At 59.9% G+C, this 22855-nt stretch carries 20 protein-coding genes; 3 read left to right on the top strand and 17 right to left on the bottom strand.

What is annotated here, in order from left to right; genetic code table 11:
• Positions 1–78: 78 nt before the first annotated feature.
• The 8 genes from ACE3OO_RS15280 to ACE3OO_RS15245 form a co-directional block, all read right to left on the bottom strand.
• A complete protein-coding gene (locus ACE3OO_RS15280; RefSeq protein ID WP_374304294.1) occupies positions 79–585 on the bottom strand; it encodes an ureidoglycolate lyase in 507 nt (168 codons plus the stop codon).
• Positions 586–703: 118 nt separating this feature from the next.
• Positions 704–1717 carry an ABC transporter substrate-binding protein gene (locus ACE3OO_RS15275; protein WP_374304293.1) on the bottom strand — a complete coding sequence of 338 codons (1014 nt, stop codon included), beginning with the start codon at positions 1715–1717 and terminating at the stop codon, positions 704–706.
• Between the two features lie 40 nt (positions 1718–1757).
• A complete protein-coding gene (locus ACE3OO_RS15270; protein WP_374304292.1) occupies positions 1758–2825 on the bottom strand; it encodes an ABC transporter permease in 1068 nt (355 codons plus the stop codon).
• A 41-nt stretch (positions 2826–2866) separates the two neighbouring features.
• Entirely contained in the window at positions 2867–3751 is an 885-nt protein-coding gene (locus tag ACE3OO_RS15265) for an ABC transporter permease (RefSeq protein ID WP_374304291.1), read from the bottom strand.
• Positions 3752–3770: 19 nt separating this feature from the next.
• Positions 3771–4556 carry an ABC transporter ATP-binding protein gene (locus ACE3OO_RS15260; protein ID WP_374304701.1) on the bottom strand — a complete coding sequence of 262 codons (786 nt, stop codon included), beginning with the start codon at positions 4554–4556 and terminating at the stop codon, positions 3771–3773.
• A gap of 81 nt (positions 4557–4637) precedes the next feature.
• Entirely contained in the window at positions 4638–5873 is a 1236-nt protein-coding gene (locus ACE3OO_RS15255) for a Zn-dependent hydrolase (RefSeq protein WP_374304290.1), read from the bottom strand.
• 29 nt (positions 5874–5902) lie between these two features.
• The gene (gene preA, locus ACE3OO_RS15250; protein WP_374304289.1) at positions 5903–7180 is read right to left on the bottom strand and encodes an NAD-dependent dihydropyrimidine dehydrogenase subunit PreA; all 1278 of its coding nucleotides are present in this window, start codon (positions 7178–7180) and stop codon (positions 5903–5905) included.
• A gap of 11 nt (positions 7181–7191) precedes the next feature.
• On the bottom strand, positions 7192–8589 hold the full coding sequence (locus ACE3OO_RS15245) for an NAD(P)-dependent oxidoreductase (protein WP_374304288.1): 1398 nt from the start codon (positions 8587–8589) through the stop codon (positions 7192–7194).
• Between the two features lie 282 nt (positions 8590–8871).
• Between ACE3OO_RS15245 and ACE3OO_RS15240 the strand changes: the two genes are divergently transcribed.
• On the top strand, positions 8872–9570 hold the full coding sequence (locus ACE3OO_RS15240; protein ID WP_374304287.1) for a TetR/AcrR family transcriptional regulator: 699 nt from the start codon (positions 8872–8874) through the stop codon (positions 9568–9570).
• A gap of 135 nt (positions 9571–9705) precedes the next feature.
• On the top strand, positions 9706–11157 hold the full coding sequence (gene hydA, locus ACE3OO_RS15235; protein WP_374304286.1) for a dihydropyrimidinase: 1452 nt from the start codon (positions 9706–9708) through the stop codon (positions 11155–11157).
• Between the two features lie 107 nt (positions 11158–11264).
• Here the strand turns inward: hydA and ACE3OO_RS15230 are convergent, their stop codons facing one another.
• Positions 11265–11948: a DUF542 domain-containing protein gene (locus tag ACE3OO_RS15230; RefSeq protein WP_374304285.1), complete on the bottom strand. Its 684-nt coding sequence runs from the start codon at positions 11946–11948 to the stop codon at positions 11265–11267.
• Between the two features lie 190 nt (positions 11949–12138).
• Here ACE3OO_RS15230 and ACE3OO_RS15225 point away from each other — a divergent pair, with 190 nt between their 5' ends.
• Positions 12139–12849 carry a cyclic nucleotide-binding domain-containing protein gene (locus ACE3OO_RS15225; protein ID WP_374304284.1) on the top strand — a complete coding sequence of 237 codons (711 nt, stop codon included), beginning with the start codon at positions 12139–12141 and terminating at the stop codon, positions 12847–12849.
• On the opposite strand, the gene ACE3OO_RS15220 is transcribed toward ACE3OO_RS15225, so the two are convergent.
• The 8 genes from ACE3OO_RS15220 to ACE3OO_RS15185 are packed head-to-tail and all read right to left on the bottom strand — an operon-like array spanning position 12840 to position 22798.
• Positions 12840–13784, bottom strand: coding sequence for a radical SAM/SPASM domain-containing protein (locus ACE3OO_RS15220; RefSeq protein WP_374304283.1), 945 nt, complete (start codon positions 13782–13784; stop codon positions 12840–12842). The genes ACE3OO_RS15225 and ACE3OO_RS15220 overlap by 10 nt on opposite strands.
• Before the next feature lie 29 nt (positions 13785–13813).
• Positions 13814–14818, bottom strand: coding sequence for an FAD:protein FMN transferase (locus ACE3OO_RS15215; RefSeq protein WP_374304282.1), 1005 nt, complete (start codon positions 14816–14818; stop codon positions 13814–13816).
• Positions 14808–15383, bottom strand: a complete 576-nt coding sequence (locus tag ACE3OO_RS15210) for a nitrous oxide reductase accessory protein NosL (protein ID WP_374304281.1) — start codon at positions 15381–15383, stop codon at positions 14808–14810. The genes ACE3OO_RS15215 and ACE3OO_RS15210 overlap by 11 nt, the downstream gene beginning before the upstream one ends.
• Positions 15380–16210, bottom strand: a complete 831-nt coding sequence (locus ACE3OO_RS15205) for an ABC transporter permease subunit (RefSeq protein ID WP_374304280.1) — start codon at positions 16208–16210, stop codon at positions 15380–15382. Before ACE3OO_RS15205 ends, ACE3OO_RS15210 begins: the two co-directional genes overlap by 4 nt.
• Entirely contained in the window at positions 16207–17127 is a 921-nt protein-coding gene (locus tag ACE3OO_RS15200; RefSeq protein WP_374304279.1) for an ABC transporter ATP-binding protein, read from the bottom strand. Before ACE3OO_RS15200 ends, ACE3OO_RS15205 begins: the two co-directional genes overlap by 4 nt.
• Positions 17124–18509 (bottom strand): nitrous oxide reductase family maturation protein NosD, encoded by a 1386-nt coding sequence (locus ACE3OO_RS15195; RefSeq protein WP_374304278.1) that lies wholly within the window; start codon positions 18507–18509, stop codon positions 17124–17126. The genes ACE3OO_RS15200 and ACE3OO_RS15195 overlap by 4 nt, the downstream gene beginning before the upstream one ends.
• 7 nt (positions 18510–18516) lie before the next feature.
• Entirely contained in the window at positions 18517–20463 is a 1947-nt protein-coding gene (gene nosZ / locus ACE3OO_RS15190; RefSeq protein WP_374304277.1) for a TAT-dependent nitrous-oxide reductase, read from the bottom strand.
• 22 nt (positions 20464–20485) lie between these two features.
• Positions 20486–22798, bottom strand: a complete 2313-nt coding sequence (locus ACE3OO_RS15185) for a 4Fe-4S binding protein (RefSeq protein WP_374304276.1) — start codon at positions 22796–22798, stop codon at positions 20486–20488.
• Positions 22799–22855: the final 57 nt, after the last annotated feature.

The following is a 22855-nucleotide window of genomic DNA, read 5'->3' as shown; positions in this document are numbered from 1 at the left end:
CAACAGAAGGACTTCCAGCCCAAGCAAGATTCTTGCCAGAAAAATCCTGGTATCGCAGCATACCTGTTGCAACGCTGCTCAATCGCTGGGCAGATCGTGATCGGTAACAACCAACGCATCTGGAGCATCCAGCGGCACCAGTTCCTCGTCACCTGCATCTCCCGCGGTCCACATGACGATGGCGAACCGGCCCGGCCGGTCCAGTGCGACCATCGGGTGGTGCCAGGTGCCCGGGGCATACACGACCGTCTGGTCGCTCTCGGCAATGAAACTGACGGCGCGCAACGGATCGGGCCGATCCGTACCGGCATCGGGACAAACAGTGACCAGATAGCGGGAAACGTTCAGCGGCACGAAAGCCTGCGCGGAATAGGCATGCCGCTCGAACAGGCGAAGGGGAAATGGCAGAGCGGCAGGCTCGACGCTCGTGAAAGAAAGATCCAGCTGTGCCTCAGGCCGGCGATTCTCGATCAAGTCACCGTGATACCAGCGCCCGGATTGCAATGGCGTGGTCAATACATGACCAAACGGAGCAAAAGCCTCGGTTGTCAGACGGCGGGGGGAAATAAGGCGACTTTCGCCCATGCAGGCTCTCTGGTGGAGTTGCCTCCCATCTCAGTCAAATGTCCGGGCATTGGCAAGTATCAAGCATGAAAAAAGCGGCGAGGCAGAATTTCGCCTCGCCGCGTTTCAAAGTTGCAGTTTACTTGGCGTATTTCTTCGACGCCTCGTAGATCGCATGTGTCCAGGCACCTTCCGGCTTCTTGGTGATGACCGGATCGGACTTCACCGACAGCAGGATGTTGACGGTGCGGTCGAAATCGGCCGGATCCAGATAGCCGGTGCCCACCTTCGAGCCTTCGACCAGCTTGGCGATTTCACCCATCATGCGCTTCTGATGTTTTTCGGTCTGCGCGCCCGTGGTGTCATTGTCCAGCACGATCTTGGCCGCAGCATCCGTGTTCTTTACCGCCCAGTCCCAGCCCCGGTTCGAGGCGGCTACGAAGCGAGCCAGGCGGTCGGCGTAGGCCGCATCTCCCAGCTTGGAGCCATTGGCATAGATGCCGTCTTCCATCGTACCAACGCCTTGCTCGCTGTATTTGAAGACCACGAGATCTTCAGGCTTGAAGCCAGCATCAATGACTTGCCAGTACTCGTTGTAGGTCATGGTCGAGATGCAGGCCGCCTGCTTCTGGATGATCGGGTCCACGTTGAAGCCCTGCTTCAGCACCTTCACACCCTTCGGGCTGCCATCGGTGGGTACGCCAAGTTTGGCCATCCAGGTCAGGAACGGATATTCGTTGCCGTAGAACCAGACCCCCAGGGTTTGGCCGGGGAATTTATCCGGCGAGGTCACGCCGCTGGCCTTTGAACAGGTCAGCATCATGCCCGACTTCTGGAAGGTCTGCGATACGTTCACCAGCGGCACACCCTTCTCACGACTGGCCAGGGCCGACGGCATCCAGTCGATAATCGCGTCGGCACCGCCGGCCGCCATCACCTGCGGCGGAGCGATATCGGGTCCGCCCGGCTTGACGGTGACGTCGAGATTCACGTCTTTGTAAAAGCCTCTGTCCTTGGCGACGTAATAGCCGGCGAACTGTGCCTGCGTCACCCATTTCAGTTGAATGGTGAACTTGTCGGCGGCCTGCGCCGAACCGGCGGCGGCCAGGAAGGCCGCGCCAAGGGCGAGCCCCAGAATTGCACGCTGTTTCATTTTATTCTCCTCTCCTGTTGGAAACACGGTGGTTTTACGCTTACGACGGCTTACGGAACGAGGGATGCCAGAAGGTGAGCCAGCGCTCGATCAGGGCGATCAGGCCATAACTGAGCGACCCAGCCAGAGCCGCAACAGCGATGGTGGCCCAGACGGTGGGAATGTTCATGCGCCCCACCTCGGTAGAGATACGAAAGCCCATGCCCATGATTGGCGTGCCAAAGAACTCGGCGACGATGGCGCCGATCAGCGCCAGCGTGGCATTCACTTTCAGCGCGTTGAATACGAAAGGCAGGGCAGCTGGCAGGCGGGCAGCCACAAGGGTCTGCAAGTAGCTGGCTGCATAGGTCGTCATCAGGTCGCGCTCGATGCGGCCAAGCGCATTCAGCCCGGCGATGGTATTCACCAGCATCGGGAAGAAGGTCATGATAACGACCACGGCCGCCTTGGATTGCCAGTCAAAGCCGAACCACATAACCATGATCGGCGCCACACCGATGATCGGCAGAGCACTCACCAGATTGCCGACCGGCAGCAGGCCACGCTGCAAAAACGGCACACGATCAACCAATACTCCGACCCAAAAACCGGCTGCCGAGCCAATGACAAACCCCGGAACCACGGCACGGATAAAGGTCTGTACGAAATCAATGCCCAAGATAGGCAGATTGACCATGATGGCATGGCCGATGGCGCTGGGCGGCGGCAACAGCACGGCCGGCACAGCAAAGCCGACCACGATCATTTCCCACAGATACAACAGCCAAAGCCCGAGCAGCAGCGGCGCCGATATGACGCCTAGCAGACCCGGACGGGTCGCCACCACGACACTGACGCGATCCAACATGCGCCAGACCAGCAGGCCAAGGCCGAGCAGTCCGAGCCACAGGCCACCAGCCTCAAACCCCACGGCACCGGCCGTCATCACGACATGCAATGCCATTGCGCCAAGGAAGCTGGCCACGACCAGGATTGTCGCCGCAGTAGCAGCGCCCAATGGACGCAAGAAAATCACACCGCCACCAGCCAGAGCCAACAGCCAGGCTGTCAGCGCCACGGGTTGGGCCAGCCAGCCGGTAATCCCCAGAGGCAAGAATAGTGCAGTCATGTTGCACAGCAGTGCAATCGCCAATACACCATCGCGCCGTGTCATGCGGCACCGCCAAAGCGGCGATTAAGTCCGCGCTGGATGCCGCCAATCAAACCGACACATCCGCCGGCCAGAATCGATGCCATGATGAGGGCCGACCATATTTGCACCGTCTGGCCATAATATGAGCCGGCCAGCAATCGCGCCCCCAAACCGGCCTGCGCTCCGGTCGGGAGTTCGCCGACGATGGCACCAACCACGGCCAGTGAAATCGCTACCTTAAGGCCCGCGAATAGGAAGGGCAGAGAAGCCGGCAGCCGCAGGTATCGTAGAGTCTGGGTAGTGGAGGCGGAATAGGTGCGCATCAGGTCGAGCTGGATCGGTTCAGGCGAGGTCAACCCTTTCACCATGCTTATGGTGACCGGGAAGAAGCAAAGATATGCCGAGATGATCGCCTTTGGCAGCAATCCGACCAGCCCCAACGATCCCAGTACCACGACGATCATCGGCGCGATCGCAAGAATCGGCACGGTCTGCGACGCGATGATCCAGGGCATCAATGCCCGTTGCAGACTGGCGACATGGACGATCATGATCGCCAACCCGATGCCCAGCAGCGTACCGAGCGCAAATCCGAACAGGGCGGATTCCAGCGTCACCCAGGCGTGATAAACCAGACTGCGTCGCGAGGTGATCGCGGTTTGCAATACGCTGCGATCCAGTTCCAGCAGCACTTGATGCGGCGCCGGCAGAATCGGACGCTCCATGGTCATGGTGTCGCTGACCAATTCACTCCAGGCCCAACTGCTTCGCCCTGCCCGCTCATACTGGTCTTGCACCAGCGGCGCGTTCAGTTTCACGGCTCCGGCATACCAGAGCGCCAGAATGAACAGCAGCACCGTGGCAACCGGCAGCGTCGCGCCCTTGGCAAGGCGCGTGAGCATGGTCCGGACGGAGTGCCGCTCAGACATGCTGGTCGTCATAGCTGTGCCCGGCACGCAGTCCCTCGCGCACGCGATGGGCGATGGCGACGAATTCGGGCGTTTCCCGGATATCCAGCTTGCGGTCCCGCGGCAGGTTGCTGTCGATCACGTCGATGATCCGGCCGGGCCGCGGGCTCATCACCACGATCTTGGTGGAGAGAAATACGGCTTCAGGGATTGAATGGGTGACGAACAGCAATGTCTTGCCGGTGCGGCGCCACAGGTCGAGCAACTGTTCATTCAGGTGGTCGCGAATGATCTCGTCCAGCGCACCAAAGGGTTCATCCATCAGCAGGAGCTCCGGATCGACCGACAAAGCACGGGCGATCGAGACACGTTGCTGCATGCCGCCGGAAAGCTGCCAGGGAAATTTCTTTTCGAATCCGGTGAGGTTGACCAGATCGAGCACACGCTTGGCGCGAGCCAGGCGCTCAGCCTTCGGCAGGCCGATGATTTCCAGCGGCAGGGTGATATTGCGCAGGATGCTGCGCCATGGATACAAGGCTGGCGCCTGGAATACATAGCCATAAGCGCGATCCAGGCGTGCGGTCTGCGGACTGACGCCATTGACCCGAACTTCTCCGCCGGTGACCTGCTGCAAATCGGCAATGACACGCAGCAGCGTGGTCTTGCCGCAGCCCGATGGACCGATGAAGGAAACGAACTCGCCGCGCGGAATGGTGAGGTTGACATCCGCCAGCGCATAGACCGGCGTATCGGCCGTCTGGAACACCAGATTGACGCCGGAGATATCCACCGCCGGCATGGCATTACCTTTCGTCGTCTCGACCGACGTCATCACATCACGCTCTTCCAAAACCGCAACCATCGTTACACATACCCACCTTCAGGCCGCGTGTTTCAGCATGGCGCGCAGCAAGACATTGCAGCCGGCAGCAAGATCTTCGGGCAGTGCAGATTCGACCTCGTTGTGACTGATACCGTCGGCACAAGGCACAAAAACCATCCCGGTAGGCGCCACGCGGCTGATATACCCGGCATCGTGGCCGGCACCCGAAACGATGTCGCGGTGCGCATAACCGGATTCCTCGGCCGCCTGCCGTACGGCAGCAACGCAATCCTTGTCGTAGTGAATCGCCGGTGAATTCCAGATTTCCTTACATTCATACACCAACCCCAACCCGCTGCAGATTTCATCACAGGCATCGTGCAGAGCCTTGGTCATCTTAGCGAGATCCTCTTCCTGGGGGTGTCGCAGATCAACCGTGAAAAAGACCGAGCCCGGGATGGTGTTGCGCGAATTGGGACTGACTTTGACCAGGCCAACCGTGGAAACGCCCGGCTTATGGTCAAGTGCGATCTGATGCACCCGATCAACGATGCGGGCACAGCCAAGCATTGCATCTTTGCGGCGCGGCATCGGCGTTGTTCCAGCATGGCTCTCGGCGCCCGTGACCGTCACCTCGAACCAGCGCATGCCCTGAATGCCCTGCACAACGCCAATGGTTTTTTTCTCAGCTTCCAGGATCGGGCCCTGCTCGATATGCGCCTCGAAAAAGGCCTTGAACTTGCGGCCGCCGACCGGCAGGTCGCCGAAATAGCCGATCCGCTTGAGTTCATCGCCGATGGTCTTGCCGTCCAGATCGGCCCGGCTATGGCCGTATTCTTCGGTGAAAACACCAGCAAACACGCCAGAGGCGATCATCGCCGGGGCGAAACGCGAGCCTTCCTCATTGGTCCAGACAGACACCTCAACCGGCGCCTCAGTCTCGAACTTATGATCGTTCAGAGTGCGAATTACCTCTAAGCCGGCCAGCACGCCATAGACGCCATCGAACTTGCCGCCGGTCGGTTGGGTATCGAGATGGCTGCCGGTCACCACTGGCGGCAGGTCGTTATTCTTGCCCGGACGCCGCGCGAAGATATTCCCCATGCGGTCGACACTGATGCTGCAACCCGCTTCCTTGCACCAGCGGACAAAGAGGTCTCGCCCCTGCTTGTCCAGATCGCTCAATGCCAGACGCGCACAGCCGCCCTTAGGCGTACCGCCAATCTTGGCCATCTCCATCAGGCTTTCCCACAGGCGATCCTGGTTAACCTTGATGTTGTGCTCAATTGCCATTGCTCGCTCCTGCATTCTGGCGGCGCGGCCTATTCGGCCGCCGCGCGCATGGGATTGTTGGGGTGTTGCGTCCAGTTCTGATAGACGCTGCCATCATCGATCCGCTTCATCGTAATGCAGCCCTCAACTGGGCATACGTGCATGCACAGATTGCAGCCAACGCATTCATCGTCAATCACTGCATAACGCCGGCCGCCATCGACCCGTTCAGCCGCAATGGCCTGGTGCGAGGTGTCCTCGCAGGCAATATGGCACAGGCCGCATTTGATGCACTTATCCTGATCAATCTGGGCGACGATCTGGTAGGACAGATTGAGGTTCTTCCAGTCGGTGACATTGGCGGTGGCCAGGCCGCGGAAATCATCGATAGCGACATACCCCTTGCCATCCATCCAGCGTGCCAGCCCATCGGCCATGTCGTCGACTATGCGGAAGCCGTAATGCATGGCAGCTGTGCAGACCTGCACGCTGCCGGCCCCCAGCGCCATGAACTCGGCGGCATCGCGCCATGTCTCGATCCCGCCAATTCCGGAAATCGGGATGTTCTTGCATTCCGGGTCGCGCGCGATCTGCGCCACCATGTTCAGCGCTATGGGTTTCACGGCCGGGCCGCAATAGCCGCCCGAGGTGCCTTTGCCGTCCACTGTCGGTGTCGGCGCCATCTGATCGAGATCGACACTGACGATGGAATTGATGGTGTTGATCAGGCTGACGGCATCGGCACCGCCGCGCACCGCCGCGCGCGCAGGCCCCAGGATATTGGTGATATTCGGTGTGAGCTTGACAATCACCGGCATGCGGCTGTGCTGCTTGCACCACCGCGTCACCATTTCCACGTAATCCGGTACCTGTCCCACCGCGGCCCCCATGCCACGTTCTGGCATGCCATGCGGACAGCCGAAATTCAGTTCGACGCCATCGGCGCCGGTTTCCTCGACGCGCCGGAGAATGGCCTTCCAGGCGTCTTCCTCGCAAGGGACCATCAGCGATACGATCAGGGCACGATCCGGCCAGTCGCGTTTGACCTGCTTGATTTCCTGCAGATTGATCTCCAGCGGGCGGTCGGTGATCAACTCGATATTGTTGAGCCCGGCAACCCTGTTGCCCTTATAGGAATAGGCACCATACCGCGATGACACATTGACGATGGGAGGGCCATCCTCGCCGAGTGTCTTCCACACCACGCCACCCCAGCCGGCCTGGAAAGCCCGCACAACGTTATAAGCTTTGTCGGTGGGTGGCGCAGAAGCGAGCCAGAATGGATTGGGCGACTTGATGCCGGCGAAATGGGTGATCAGGCTGGCCATCCTCGTCTCCCTCAGGCTGCCGCACGCTGGACCAGTGTGCGATGGATCGCATCTGCCGCAAGCTTGCCCGCCTGCACAGCAGCAACGGTGAGGTCCTGGCCGCCTGTCACGCAGTCACCGCCAGCCCAGACTTTATCCAGCGACGTACGGCCCTCGGCATCGGCCGCGATACGCCCCTGCTTCAGCACCAGAAGGTCACGTCCATCATCGCGCAGCGGATCGGCGACGAAGACCTGGCCGATCGCCTTGAAGACCATGTCCGCCTCCAATGCGAATTGCTCGCCGCTGCCAACCAGCCTACCGTCCTGGTCCAGCATGGTATGCTCGAACACCGCACGTCGCACATGGCCCGCCTCGCCTTCCAGCCGCAACGGCTGGGCCCAATGCCGGATCACGACACCATTCTCCTTGGCGAAAGCCTGCTCGTGCTCGGTCGCGCTCATGGACTCAGCACCACGCCGATAAACCAGCGTGACCTCCTCGGCACCCAGACGCTTGATCTGCACGGCCATGTCGATGGCCGTGTTGCCGCCGCCGATGACCACCACCCGGCGACCAACCGGCAGCTTGGCAAGGTCTTTCGCCTGACGCAGCTCGGCAATGTAGTCGACAGCATTCATCACGCCGCTCAGCTGCTCACCCGCACAATCGAGGGCCTTCACGCCTGACAGTCCAAGCCCCAGGAAAACCGCCTCGAAATCGCGGCGCAGTCCGCTCAAGGTGATATCCCGCCCCAGAGACATCCCGGTCCGCACAGTGATACCGCCAATGCCTAGAATGAATTCGATTTCATGGCTGGCATAACCGTGCGGCACCTTGTATTCAGCCACGCCGTAACTGTTCAGGCCGCCTAGCTTCTCCCTAGCTTCGAATACCGTTACATCATGCCCCTGCATGGCCAGGCGATGGGCGCAGGCCAGCCCGGCCGGACCGCCGCCGACCACGGCAATGCGCTTGCCGGTCGAAGCTGCGCGCGCAAAAGGATGCTGATTGGCCGGCGTACCGTGATCGGTGGCATAGCGCTGCAACAGGCCGATCGGGATCGGCTTGCCTTCTTCCGCCATGCGCACGCAGGAGTGCTCGCACAGGATTTCCGTGGGGCAGACCCGGGCGCAGGAGCCGCCGAAAATATTCTGCTCATAGATGCGCAAGGCCGCACCCGCCGTATTGCCGGTAGCGATCTTGCGGATGAAACCAGGAATGTCGATCCCAGTCGGACAAGCCTCGATGCATGGCGCATCGTAGCAATAGTAACAACGATTGGATTCGATCAGCGCCGCCTGCTGGTCCAGCGATGGCACCGCTGCCGAGAATCCGGCGGCGTAGTCCGTTGCCGCCAGACGACCGGAACGAATATCCGGCTCAGCGAACGTCGCGCTGGCCGATTTCAAGTTTGTATCACTCGCCATGACCTGCTCCCCCGTAGGTCCGCGCCGATCACGGCATCCTGCCGATCCCTCATCGACAGAATGCCTCGCAAGAAAGATGCCGCGACGCCCTGATCGCCGCTTTCCCTGTCTTGCCTTTGTTATGAGGCTAGGATTTTCTTGACCAAATGGTCAAGTCTGGAGTTGATGATGCGGAAGCGACTGCATTGCGACTTTGACAGCAGCAATGTCGTCCGCATAAAGAATCTGCATCGACTGTATGCACTTGCCTGCCTGTTGGGCAGAAACGACATGGGAGCATGAATGGCGGGTAAAGCAATCCGTGGCCCAGCAAAAGGCAATCTGGCCGCGAATGGCAGCGGCGGCGATGCCAATGGCCAGGCGGGCACGATCCGCCAGCGCAACGTCGACAAGATCCTGAAAGCCGCCGAATCCGTCTTTGCAAAGAAAGGCTTCGCCGGCGCCAGCACGGCCGAAATCGCCAGGAAGGCCGGCGTACCCAAGGCCAATTTGCACTATTATTTCCGGACCAAGCAGGATCTGTATGCCAGCGTGCTGGATGCCATCCTGGAAGTCTGGCTCGATGCATTGCAGGAAATCCAGCCCGATGCCGATCCCGCCACAGCACTTGGCAACTACATCACCCGAAAAATGGCCGCATCGCAGCATTCGCCGGAGCCATCGCGGCTCTGGGCGATCGAGGTGATCGGTGGTGCCCGCCATGTGCAGCCTTTCCTGCGCAACCGCTTGCGCCGCTTGGTAAAAGAGAAAAGCACGGTAATTGAAGGCTGGATTACCGCAGGCAAGATTAAGCCGGTCGACCCCGCCCATCTACTGTTCATGATCTGGGCGATGACCCAGACCTATGCCGACTTCGCCGCACAGATCGCGGCGGTACTGGGCAAGAACAGCCTGGATGACAAGGTATTCGCGGTGGGCAGAGAAACGATTCGTAGCTTGATTCTTAACGGGCTGGGCACCAAGACCAAAATCCGCCGCTGACATTGCCGCAAAACCATGCAGCCTGCCGATGCTTCACCCGCACCGGCACGAATGGCAACGCGACGCACGATTTTCTTGACCGTTTGGTCAGGTCGTGAGTGAATATCGCCACTAGCATGAAAACAGGGGGCTGACATGGCGATTCTCGTGCGCGGCGGAACGGTGGTGAATGCGGATTGCAGCCAGCGGGCGGATGTGCTGATCGATGGCGGCACGATCAAGGCCATCGGCCCCGATCTGGATGCACCGGCCGGCACCGAAATCGTGGATGCCGGCGGCGCTTATGTGATGCCCGGCGGTATCGATCCGCATACTCATATGGAACTGCCTTTCATGGGCACGACCGCATCGGAGGATTTTTTCTCTGGCACCTCCGCGGCCATGGCAGGCGGAACCACGATGATCATCGATTTCGTGATTCCGGACCCGCAGGAAAACCTGCTGTCCGCCTTCCGCAAATGGCGCGGCTGGTCGGAGAAATCGGCATCAGATTACAGCTTTCATGTTGCGGTCACCTGGTGGGATGAAAGCGTGCAGCGCGACATGGGCACGCTGGTGCAAGAGCACGGCGTGAACAGCTTCAAGCACTTCATGGCCTACAAGAATGCCATCATGTGCGAAGATGAAGTCCTGGTGAACAGCTTCCTGCGTGCCCGCGAACTTGGCGCGCTGTGTACTGTGCATGCCGAGAATGGTGAACTGGTGTTCCATCTGCAGAAAGAAATTCTGAAGATGGGCATCACCGGTCCGGAAGGCCATCCGCTATCCCGGCCGCCCGAGGTGGAGGGGGAAGCGGCCAATCGGGCCATCCGCATTGCCCAGGTTCTCAATGTGCCGCTATATATCGTGCACAATTCCTGCAAGGAATCGGTGGAAGCGATCATTCGCGCCCGCAACGAAGGGCAGCGTGTATTTGGCGAGGCTCTCGCTGGCCACCTGCTGATTGACGATAGCGTCTATCGCAACCCTGATTTCACGACGGCGGCGGCCTATGTGATGAGCCCGCCTTTCCGGCCGAAGGAACACCAGGCCGCTCTATGGCGTGCATTGCAGGCCGGTCATTTACAGACTACGGCAACCGACCATTGCTGCTTCTGCGCCGATCAGAAGGCAGCCGGCCGCAATGACTTCACCAAGATTCCGAACGGCACCGGCGGCGTGGAAGATCGCATGCATGTGCTGTGGCATCACGGCGTGAACAAAGGACGCCTGACGCCAAACGAATTCGTCGCCGTTACCTCGGCCAACGCGGCCAAGATCTTCAACCTCTATCCGCGCAAAGGCGTGATCCAGGCCGGGGCCGATGCCGATCTGGTGGTTTGGGATCCCAAGAAAAGCCGACGGATTTCGGCCAAGACCCATCACCAGAAAGTGGATTTCAATATCTTCGAGGGCATGGAGGTGGAGGGCATCAACACCGTGACTATCTCGCAGGGCCGAATCGTCTACAAGGATGGCGATGTGCGCAGCGTGAAAGGCGCCGGCCGCTACATCAACCGCCCGGCCTTCGCCCCCTATTATGCCGCCTTGAACCGCAAGGCCGAACTGGAACAGCCCCAACCGGTGCTACGCAGCGCGGCCGAGTAACTCTGCCGCGAACGACCAGGAACTTTGAGGTTCGGCATGGTCGAGACCCTGCCGTCAGCGGTCACAGCTTGAGCTGGCGGGGCATCGGCTGTCCAGTCGGATGCCATTCAGCGTCCTTTGTTCAGAAATCTGGGGAACAGAACATTGTTCTCCAGATGAATGTGCTCTACCAGATCATCGATCAGTTTGCGTAAGCCGGCATATAATTCATGCCAGCTTTGAGACGCATCGGCAGGCGGCACACACCCCTCCGTGAGGGATTCCAGTTGCCGCAACATCGCGCCATGATTTTCGTGATCAAGCATCATCATCTCAATCGCGCCTCCGATCAACGGGCCCTCGCCTTCTTTGATCAGGGCAAAAACGATGTGCTCCTCTTTGCACATATGCATCTCCAGCTCTAGCCACATCGTTTGCAGTAACCGCGAAAGGTTCTCCGGTAACGCCGGATGACCGGCATGGAATGCTTCAATCCTTTGCGACAAATTGATCAGCTCTGGTAATTCGCGCCGATGCGGTTCATGGTATCGGTCAACAATGTGATCGATGAGGTCGCGTGTCATAGCCGGCATCAGCCACATATCGGATTGTCTTATTGCGGCAAGCTCCGCCTCGATTTGCGGCAACATCAGGTTTGAATTCTGTACCGCCTCCCATAGGGTCAGATCGCCTTTGCAACAGAAATCAATCCGATGCGATCGCAGAATCGCCGCCGCAGGTGGTAGCAAACGTACAATTTCCGCCAACGTCCTTGATGAAAAATACCCCGGGTTAGGTAAGCAATCCTGCATGACCGCCCTCGCTGAGCAGTTTGCGGCCATCTGCGGCCTGTCATCCTGTTGATGCCGAGAGAATATGCAGGACAGCTATTCCATCTTTGCGCCAGCACAAACCGGTTTGATTCTTATGTTCCCATTTCCGGGACATTGCTGTTAACTTGCAAGCGCAAACCCTTGGCGTCATACGAGCGAAAGCCTTCGCATGCCTCTCACCGGGATAGACTTGCAAAATTTCCCTCTTTTCAAAGGCCTCAGCCCGGAAGCCGCGGCTAGGCTGACCCGCGATTGCATCGTGCGGACTTGCCAGAAAGGCGCCATCCTGGCCCATCAGGATAGTGATGCGGAGTGTATTCATCTTGTCTTGACCGGCCGCGTGCTGCTGACGGCCGAGTGCGAAGATGCCGATAGAACAGTGATCGCCGCATTCGAGGCCGGGGATGTTCTTGTAGCTGCGGCCGCAATATTGCAGGTGCCATACCTGGTCACAGCCAAGGCTGTAATGCCCTCCCGCATTCTGGCCATCCCCGCCGGACGATTTCGGCAGGCCCTGCAGACGGAACACGCCCTAGCCCTGGCCATGCTCGATATCCAGGCACAGCATTGGCGCCTGCTGGTCGATCATGTGCGCGGCCTGAAGCTGCATAGGGGACTGGAGCGACTGGCGCGCTTTCTGGTGCAAAGCAGCCCAGTCAACCGCGGGAATGCAGTCTTCAAACTGGAACACGACCGCAAGACCATTGCTGCGATGCTTGGCATCAGTCCGGAATTCGTATCACGCGGCCTGCAGCAACTGCGGCAGCATGGCGTGCGCGCCCGCGGCAGCCTGATCCAGATCGATGACGTCGACCAGATCAGCCGCCTTTACCGCGCCATAGAACGTCCGAATGAATCTCCGGATATGCCTCAGCCATAGGCCGTGCAGCTTTCACACACCGTTCCGCGCACATCGCGGGCTAGGTGAGCACGTCGCAGGGCTTGGAATTTCGGTGAATTCCACGCAGCCTCAAAGCTCTCCTCCATCAGATCACCCATATGGAAACGGCCATCATGATCAAAGCAGCAAGCCGAGAGCTTGCCATCCCAGGTGACATGCCCCTCGGTGAAGATAGACCAGCAGGGCAGTGGATCGCGCAATGCAGCCGCACGGCCGCGATTGCCGGCCACCGATGACCAGCCGCGTTCGGTTTCCTCGCTACTGACCAGATCGGCCTGGCTATAGAGCGGCAGGGCATAAACCTCGTCGACATAAGGCCGGATTTCGTCAAGCGCAGCATGCATGCGGCTGCGCTGCTCACCATCGTATTCGATGTATGAGGCGTATAGGCCGCAGCTATAACTGCCTGCCTCGCGCACCCGATGCGCAGCGATAATATGCTCCTTCATCTTGTCAAAATAGCTGCCCTTGACGCGGGTGACGCTTACGAATTGCTCGATATCAGCATAGTTGTATGAGAATTTCAGCGAATCAAGTCCGGCCTTCATGCAGGCCTCAACACGCGCCGGCGTTGCCAGCGAACCATTCGTGGTGAGGAATACATAAGGATAACCGCATTCCTGTTTGGCGAAGGCAATCGCCTCGGGCAGCCACGGAATCATGAAGGATTCGCCCAGATAAAACAGGCCAATTTCTTCCACTCCAGCGACGCGCATTTCGCGCAACAGCCGCTCGAAGGTGCCGCGCTCCATATCACGCTGGTCGCGCAGGCGCATGCCGCGAGCACAAAAGGCGCAGTTGAAATTGCAGCGGGCCGTCAATTCGATCTTGACCGAACGGGGAACTGGCGCACGGGACGCGGCTCGGGCTGGTTCGATATGCGTGATAGCGTCGATACGTTCTGTGATCGTCATGGCGAGATTCTCTCGGCTGGTTGCGGGGCTCAAGTTGAAAGCGTCACCGCTTGCCCTTTGGCGGTGATCAGATGAGCACGACCGGTGCCCAGGCGGCGCAGGACTCCGTCAATCGCTTCGGGAGCCATGAGGGTGAAAGCGGTGGAGAGTGCATCGGCCGCCATTGCAGTCGGCATCATCACTGAGACGCTACGGTAGCGCTGCGGCGAATGACCATTGTGCGGATCGAAGATATGATGAAAACGGCCAGCCGCATCGAAGCGGAAGCCATAGCTGCCAGATGTGGCGAGCGCCGCATCCACCAGCGGAACGATCAGGCCGTCCTGGCCTGGCTCCACCGGATCGGCGATCATGGCCCGCCAGGGCCGACCATCGGGGTGATGCCCCAGTGCGCGGCTTTCACCCATATCGACCAAAGTATGCGCGATACCGTGCTGGCGCAGCCGCTCCACCACCCGGTCGGTGACATAACCCTGCGCGATGCCGTTCAGGCTGATTGCCATGCCAGGCCGCCGGAAGACGATGCGATCCCGGCTGACCAGCACACGGTCCAGGCCAACAGCCTGCAGTGTGGCGGCAATATCGGCAGCCGTCGGCCCGTTTTGTGTGGCTTGCCGCTGGGCGAAGTGGCGGCTGTATAATGCCCAGAGTGGCTGGATGGTCGGATCGAAAGCGCCATTCGTCAGTGCAGCATATTGCTGGCTGGCCTGCAGCAGATCGACCAGTTCAGGCGCGGGTGCAGCCAAGCTTCCCTGACGGTTCAACAGGCTGAGTGCGGAATCCGGCCTGTAGAGGCTAAGCACTGATTCCAGCCGGCGCACATCCTGCAATACCAGCCGTAAGGCCTGCTCGGCAGTCGCGATATCATGATGATGAATCCGGATGCTCGCATTGGCGCCAAGCGCTACCCCCTGCCATTCGACCAGCCGGGCTTCCGCCCTGGCAGGCCCGGTCAGCGGCAGCAGGCCCAGACCCGCTGCAGCAGCCGATATGCCGAGGAAACGCCGGCGCGAAAGATCGTGATCAGTGAGCATGGCCGGCCTGCCCCTCGGCAACCCGCTGCGGGGTATCGATGCCATCGATATGGCTGCCGTCACTGTTGCCGCCGAGAATATAGTCGCGCGGCACGTCGGCAAAGCCGACGATACGGCCGCCATGTTCAGCCACGAAACGCTCGGCGGCTGTGCGGTCGCCAAAGGGAACGGCCTCGTCGGCACCCATGCCGCTGCGCATCCGGCTGCCGATCACGAAACTGGCCTGGCGCGCCTCGATCCAGTTCGCGATACCCGGGTTGTCCCAGCTCTCTGCCCGCGCCATGTCGGAAACATAGATGGCGGCAATCGTCTTGGCCTCTTCCGGCAACATGGTATAGGCGAAGGTATCGCGCGCCGACGAGAACCAGACCGGTTCCGGCCAGCCTGCCAGCAGAATCTGCCCTTTCGGACCAGGATGCTCCAGAACATTCATGCCGCAGTAATTCCCGATGGCTTCGGCGGTCAGGCTGTGCGGTGGTGGCAGGTTCGAGGTCTTGGCGTCATCCTTGCAGCCTGCCAGCAATGCGCCGGCCATGATCAGAAGAGCGCATGCGACGCGGTTCATAATTCCCTCCGCGAAAAGATGGTGGTGGCAGCGGCAAGCGGCAGAAGAATCCACACCGCCAGCATCGCCAGCAACGTAGGCGGCTGCAGGGTTTGGACCTCGGCGATGCCAGCCATGCCGGACAGGCTGCTGACTCCGGCCGAACCGGCCAGATTGAACATCCGGTAGGTATCAGTGGGATTGAGCAGCAGCAGGATGTTGAGCATGCCGGCCGACAGCGTACGACCCTGGTCGACCACCAGGAAGCCGAGAATCGCCATGTCGTAGAGCAGCACCAGCACCAGCCAGATGCCGATGGCGATCCCGCCAGCCGTGCCGCGATCCTGCACCTGGGCGCTGATCAGGTAACCAATGGCAACGAACACGGCCCCCAGCAGGGTCGAAGATCCGATCAGCCGGGCAAAGGCCATCCAGCTATCGGCCTCGATCGGCGTCCCGGTCAGCGCCAGCGCAGCCGCGGTCGCGCCATAGCCGAGGATGGTGGCAAATGCCAGGATGGCCAGATGGCCACAGAACTTGCCCAACAGCACCTGCCAGCGCGCTACAGGATAGCTGAGGAGCAATAGCATGGTACCGCGATCCACCTCTCCGACGATGGCGTCGTATGAGATCAGCAGCGCGATCAGTGGCAGCAGGAAGATCGACAGACTGGACAGGCTGACGATCACCACATCCAGCGCGCGCACACCGACATTGCCGGTCGGCGCACTGCCGAGAAAGCTCAGAGTCAGCGACAGAGCCAGCAACAACAGGGTGGTGGCCAGGACCCAGCGGTTGCGCAGGCCTTCCTGGATCTCCTTGATCGCGATGATGCACAGGCTTTTCATCGGGCATCCTCCTGGCTGCGCAGGAAATGGGCATAAAGCTCATCCAGCGTGGGCGGCACCACCTCGATATCCTCAAGCGCGTGATCGGCGTGGATCGCCTGCCGCAGCAGATCCATCTTTTGCTCAGGCAGGGCATCGAGTTCGACAACATGGCCGTTGACCGGCCGCCAGGCGCCGGCGGCTTCGAGCCAGCCGGGCAAGTGCGGTGGGCGGCCGCCGGTCAGGTGGAGTCGAATCCGTGTCGGCAGCCGGGCGATACGGCGCAAGGCATCGAGCGAGCCGTTAGCCACCATCAGTCCCCGGTTTATGATGACGACCCGGTCAGTGCGTTCTTCCAGTTCGGTCAGCGCATGAGAGGAGAGGACCACGGTGGCACCGCGATCACGCAACTCCTGCACGATTTCGTAAAAACTCTGGCGCAGTGCCGGATCAAGGCCCGTAGTGGGTTCGTCGAGCAGCAGCAACGCCGGTTCGCCGATCAAGGCCTGAGCGAGGCCAAGACGCTGGCGCATGCCTTTGGAATAGGTGCCGACCCGCCGGCTGGCAGCAGCAGCCAGCCCGACGCGATCCAGCAAGGCCATGGCCTGGGTCGGAGATTCGCCTTTCAGGCGTGCGTAGAAGGATAGCAATTCGCGCCCGGTGAGGGCCGCGTTGAACGACACGTTCTCAGGCAGGTAGCCCAAGCGGCGACGGGCGGCGAATTCACCGGCGGCCGGGTGTTCACCCAGAATTTTCACGCTGCCTTCAGTGGGATGGACCAGACCCAGCATCAGTTTGATCAATGTGGTCTTGCCAGCGCCGTTATGGCCGACCAGTGCCACGGTTTCACCGGGCGGCAGGGCGAAGGAAACGCCGCGCACAGCCTCGATCCGGCCATAACGCTTGCTGACATTGTCAATTTCGACGGTATTGCTCATTTCAACTCGCGATCTGCACCTGTGGCCAGTGCCGGCGGTGTCATCAGCGGCGCACTGTCGATTACACCGCCCGGCAGCAGGGCGGGAAATTGCGCTTGCGCCCAGCGGATTACCTGCACGGCCGGACTGTTGACCAAAAGTTTGGCCTGCGGCGCCGTCCACAGCACCTTGTCGATCAGATCGTTGGGTCGGTAGGCAGTATCACCGATGCCGTCGCCATTCAGATCAAAGGCCGGATTGTCGCTCCAGTAATTGCCGCGCCCGCCCTTCGACCAGTCGAGATATCGCGTGCCGACATACTTCACCTGGTTGCGATTGCGGATGAAGGCATTGCCGCTCATCTCATTGCCTTCCGACCCGGCCGTGAAATGGATGCCGATCTCACAGCCTTCGAAGCGGTTGTCACGGAAGCGGTTCTGGTTGGCGTTGTAGATGAACACGCATTTCTCCGGCCCCAGCCGCATGCCCGCCACACTGCCGGAAGCCGGCTCGCTGACCGGCACACCATGCTCGCCGGCCTGACTACGGCTGCCGGCGCCCAGCCAGCGATCGGCCGGCTGCAGGCGGCCATATACGGCGTTGCTGCTGATGCGCGAGCCATTGGCATAATTGAATAAGAAACCGTGGTCGCGGTCACCATCGGATATGTTGTTCTCGACAACCAGGCGATGCGAATACATCACGGCAAAGCCAACCGCATTGCCGGTCGACACGTTACCACTGATCTCGCTGTCATTGGTGTACATGTAATGGATGGCGAAGCGCAAATCACGGAAGCGGTTGCCGCTGAACCTGTTGCGCTTGCTGGCCGCAACGAAGATACCGTCGCGTCCGAAACTGATGTCATTATTCAATACCTGTGCGTCGGGCGCATTCCACACCGAGATACCGTTGCCCGCCTCGTTTCGCCGGCCCTCCTTGATCCCGATGATGACATTGTCGCGCGCCACAGACTCCTGCGCACCATGCAGATAGATACCGTACAGATTGCCCTCGATCCGGTTGCCCTCCACGACCGCACCCACAGCGGTCTTGGCGACAAAAATCCCCGAATCAAGTGAAGGCAGATCGACGCCGGAACCGCGTACGGTCAGGCCTCGCACCACGGAACCGGACGCCAGCACGGTCACCACACTGCCGTTGCCGGATCCCGTCAGGATGGCTCCCGGTTCGCCCTGCAGAATCAGGCGGCGGTCGATCCGTACCGGCCCGCGATAATCGCCGGCCGGCAGGATCACCACATCGCCTTCCGCCGCCCGCTCAAGCACCGACTGCAGGGCCGCACCTGGCGACACGCGCAGTTCGGCTGCCCGGACGGGCAGGCTGGCACTGGCAGCGAAGATCGCTGCCAGCGCAGTGCCTATGGCGGAAAAGATCCGCATCACGACCTCAGGCGTTCCGCGGTTCCACCAGCATGCGGCCCTGCATTTCCATGTGCATGGCATGGCAGAACCAGCTGCAGTAATACCAGTAGACGCCCGCTCGGTCGGCCGTGAAGGTGACCGAAGAAGTCTGCTGTGGGCCAATTTCCATGTTGATGCCGTAGTTGTTCAGGCAGAAGCCATGGGTGAGGTCTTCCACGTCATCGATATTGGTGACGTAGACGGTGACCTCATCGCCCTGCTTGACCGTGAACTTCTCCAAGCCGAAAGCCGGCGCCGCGGAGGTCATGTAAACGCGCACCTTGTTGCCCGCCCGGATTACCTTGGAATCGGTCTCCAGGTCGACGCCATCGGCCTTGGCCTGCTTCACGGCATCGGCGAAGAACGGGTCATCGCGCTTCCACACATGCAGCGGATTGATCTTCGACCGGTGCACGATGGTTGCATCATGCGGTTCGGCAAAGCTCGGGCTGTCATGCACCAGCACCATCTTGTCGCCGGAAATGTCAATCAGCTGATCGTTCTCTGGTTTCAGTGGGCCAACGTTGAGATAGCGGTCCTTCGAGAACTTGTTTAAAGAAATCAGCCATTTACCGTCCGCCTCCTTGGTTTGACCCATGGAGGTGTGGTTATGACCGGGCTGGTAATGCACATCCAGCTTCTGAATCACCGGATTGACCTTCTCGCCCTTGAAGGCCCGCTTCGCCGCGTCGATGTTCCATTTCACGATCTGACTGTCGAGGAACAGCGTGGTATAGGCGTTGCCCTTGCCGTCATAGGCAGTATGGAGCGGGCCAAGGCCCAGTTCCGGTTCGGCCACCACCACATCGCGCGGTTTGATCTTGTCGTCGAACAGGTCAGGCAGCTTGCGCGCATCGAACACCGTGACGGTCGGCGAGAGCTTGCCGTTGGCGACAAAATGGATACCATCGGGCGCCGTGTTGATGCCGTGCGGGCTGTTGCCAACCGGGATATAGCGCGTATAAGGCGAACCTTTGCGACCATCCAGCACCGGCACACCGCCAATCATCTTGGCCTTGCCCTGCTTCACCGCATCTTCGATGCGTTTGATGTCGAAGACGACAACCCAGTCCTGCTCGTTGGCCATGGTCTCGGCGAGTGTGACGCCCTCTTCCGAGTTATAGCAGGTCGACCAGGCATATTTGCCCTGGTAATCGGCATCGACGTTATCGAGATTGCCGCTGACCTGAATTTGCCAGGCGATCTTCATGGTCTCGCCATCGATGGCGGTGAACGACGAGACATATTTCGTTGGATCGTCCAGCACCTTGCCGTCGTTGGGAACAGGTACGCGGTCTTCACCGTTGCAGAAGACATAGCCTGTCTTGGGGTATTTCTGCACGCGTAAGCCATGCACCGTGGCCTGGTTCGGAATCTGCACGATCTTGTCGCATTTCATGATGTCGAGCCGGATGCGGCAGACCCGCGTATTCGACTTGTCGTTGGCGTAGAGGTAACGCCCGTCATAGGTGCCGTTCGTGAAAGACGGATGCGGATGGTGCAGGTCACCGTTCATGTAGGTGCCGCCGCGCGTCTTGAGGAATTCCTTGCTTTCCGGAGTCAGACCTTCGGTCAGGACCTTGAGGCTTTCATTCGTCTGCCCCCAACCGGTGGCGCTGTCGCGGTTGAAAACCGGCACGCGCATCAGTTCGCGCATCGATGGCAAGCCAACGATGCGGACCTCTCCGGTTTGACCACTGGAAAAGAAGACATAATATTCATCCAGCTCGCCGGGCTTGACCTCGTATTTTCCACCGGCCGCGGGCCGGCCAGCCTGGCGTGGCTGCGCTTCGGCGGAACTGACAGTCCCGTCACGGCCCGTCACCAGGCCGCCAGCCAGCCCTGTCGCACCGGCCGCGGCCACCGCAGCCGTCGTGCCAAGTACGTGGCGCCTGCTCAGCCCCTTCCTGTTGTTATCGTCTTCCTTAGTCATGATGGTCTCCTTCGTGTTGAACTCAATCTGCGGGAACCGCCGGCTCCGTCGGCTTTCGATTCCGATCGGCATAAGCCGCTTTCGGCCCACCCGCCTTGGTCAGAGGCGCAGCCAGCGCGTCATAACGCTCGCGTTTCAGCCGGATCTGGATCATGTGGGGGCAGCGATGATCATCGTGGTACAGTTCCTGGCAATGCATGCAGTAGATGCACTCATTGACGTTGATATGTCCCTCGGGATGGATCGACTGCACCGGGCATTCTTTGGCGCAGCGTTGGCAAGGCGAGCCGCATTCCGGCCAGCGTTTCAGCCATTCGAACATCCGGATGCGGCCGGGGATGGCCAGAGCCGCACCCAGCGGGCAGAGGTAGCGGCAGAAAAAGCGCTCGATGAACAGGCCAGTTGAAAGCAGCGTCAGCGCATAGATGACGAACGGCCAGTCACGACTGAATTTCAGGATGATCGAGGTCTTGAACGGCTCGACCTCGGAGAACACCTCGGCCAGCGCCACTGAATAGAAGGACAGTCCGAACAGGCCGAGGAAGATGATGTACTTGATCGGCCAGAGCCGCTCATGCAAGGCCCATGGCACCTTGATCTGCGGCACCTTCAGCCACTGCGCCAGATTATTCAGCAACTCCTGCAACGCGCCGAACGGACAGAGCCAGCCACAGAATGGTCCACGCCCCCAGAACAGTAGAGCAGCGGCAATTGCGGCCCACAGGATGAAAATCAGCGGCGCAGCCAGGAAAAATTCCCAGTTGAAACCCGTGATCAATGCATTGGTGAAAGTGACAACGTTCACCACCGAAAGCTGGGCATTGGTGTACCAGCCGAGCCAGATCAGTGTAAACAAGAGGAAGCCACGCCGGATCCAGGCATACATCCGTGGGCGCCGCACCAGGGTATCCTGAAAGAAAAAGATCGCGGTAAGCACTAACAGGCCCGCAACAGTGACGCCGATCTCGAAGGCATTGGCCCACCAGATACGCTGCCACAGCGGCTGCTCAAGCGTGTCGGTCGCAGTGACTTGCTGCGTGGCAGCAACAGGGGCGGCAGCCCGCGGCGAAGCAATCGGAACAGCCCGCAGATATTTTTCCGGCAGGCTGTAATCCAAATCGAAGGTAATAAAGGCTTTATCGCGCGCCCCGATATTACGCTGGACCAGAAGCTGCAGCTGCCAAGGTTGGGTCAGGTCGAGGCGGAAATCATCGGGCATGACGAACAGAGCGATTTCGCGCAACTCGGGCGAACCGACCGCCTCTAGCGCACCCAGCCGCGTATGATTGCGATCACGGAAGCGCGTGCTACTACCATCTTGTAGCAGCTCGATACGGTCGAAGATGCCGCCCCGTACATAACCCGAGCCCTTGAAGGAATAGGTACCATCGCCGGCCACCACGATGGCCTGCTGAGATGGTTTCAGTTGCTCGCGCAGACGAGCATAGCCCTCATCGCCCAGCAGACTGCGGCCGATGGTCGGCACCGAAACGGGCGCAATGAACATTTCGATGAAACTGTCTTCGGACCGACCTTCCGCATTTCGGGCCGCTTCGGCATTACCCGCACGGGTAAATGCCTGGTTCACATCGCCAATGCTCAGGCTTAAACGCCGCACTGAGCCATCACCCACCAATTCATCCCAGCCGCGGATTTCGCTGCGCTCTGAATCAATTTCCCTGGCCTGGATTGGGGCAGCCACGATGGCGTCTTGCGCCACTCCCCCCAGACGGCCGCTGCGGACCAAGCGAACTGCAGACCGGATCACGCTGTCGGCCATCACAAGAACGGTGACTGTGGCACCGCTGACGATATCAACCTGTGGGGGCCGCTCGGCACCGCTGGCAATGGCTCCAATATTACGGCCGATCAGGCTGTTCATTGTTGCCACGACCTTGGCCTCGGGGATGCCGATCAACACGATCGGTTCCTTATGATCCACTAGGCGGATACCCGTTATGGTTCCCTTCGGATCAATACCGGCCAGCATGTGGATCGGCTTACCGGAATATCCTACCGCATTGGTGAAGTCGGCATTCAGATAGACATAACCGAGCAGTGTATTTCCCTGGTAGGCCGGTACGACGGGCGGGGTGCCCTGTGCGGAACCGAAATGATCCGCGCCGGGAACCAGTTCGGATGGCTGCACCTTGGGCAGGAATTCTGCCAGCCGCGAGTCCGCCATGACTGGCATAGTGCTCAGCAGAAAAAGCACCAGGGCGGCGGCGAACTGCCCCGGAAGATGAACATGCCGATGACGCAGTGCTTTCCTCCCCCGCAGGCGGGCGAAGAATACAAATCGTTCCCAAAGCACAAACGCGGAGGAAAGACGCATGTTCCCTTTCGACGGCCGATTGAGGAGGAAGGAGCAAAAACGGCCTTTGCATCAAAG

The organism is Ferrovibrio sp. (assembly GCF_041906005.1).
GTDB lineage: Bacteria > Pseudomonadota > Alphaproteobacteria > Ferrovibrionales > Ferrovibrionaceae > Ferrovibrio.
The sequence above is the reverse complement of the archived record's forward strand: the minus strand, read 5'-3'. Positions and strand labels throughout refer to the sequence as shown.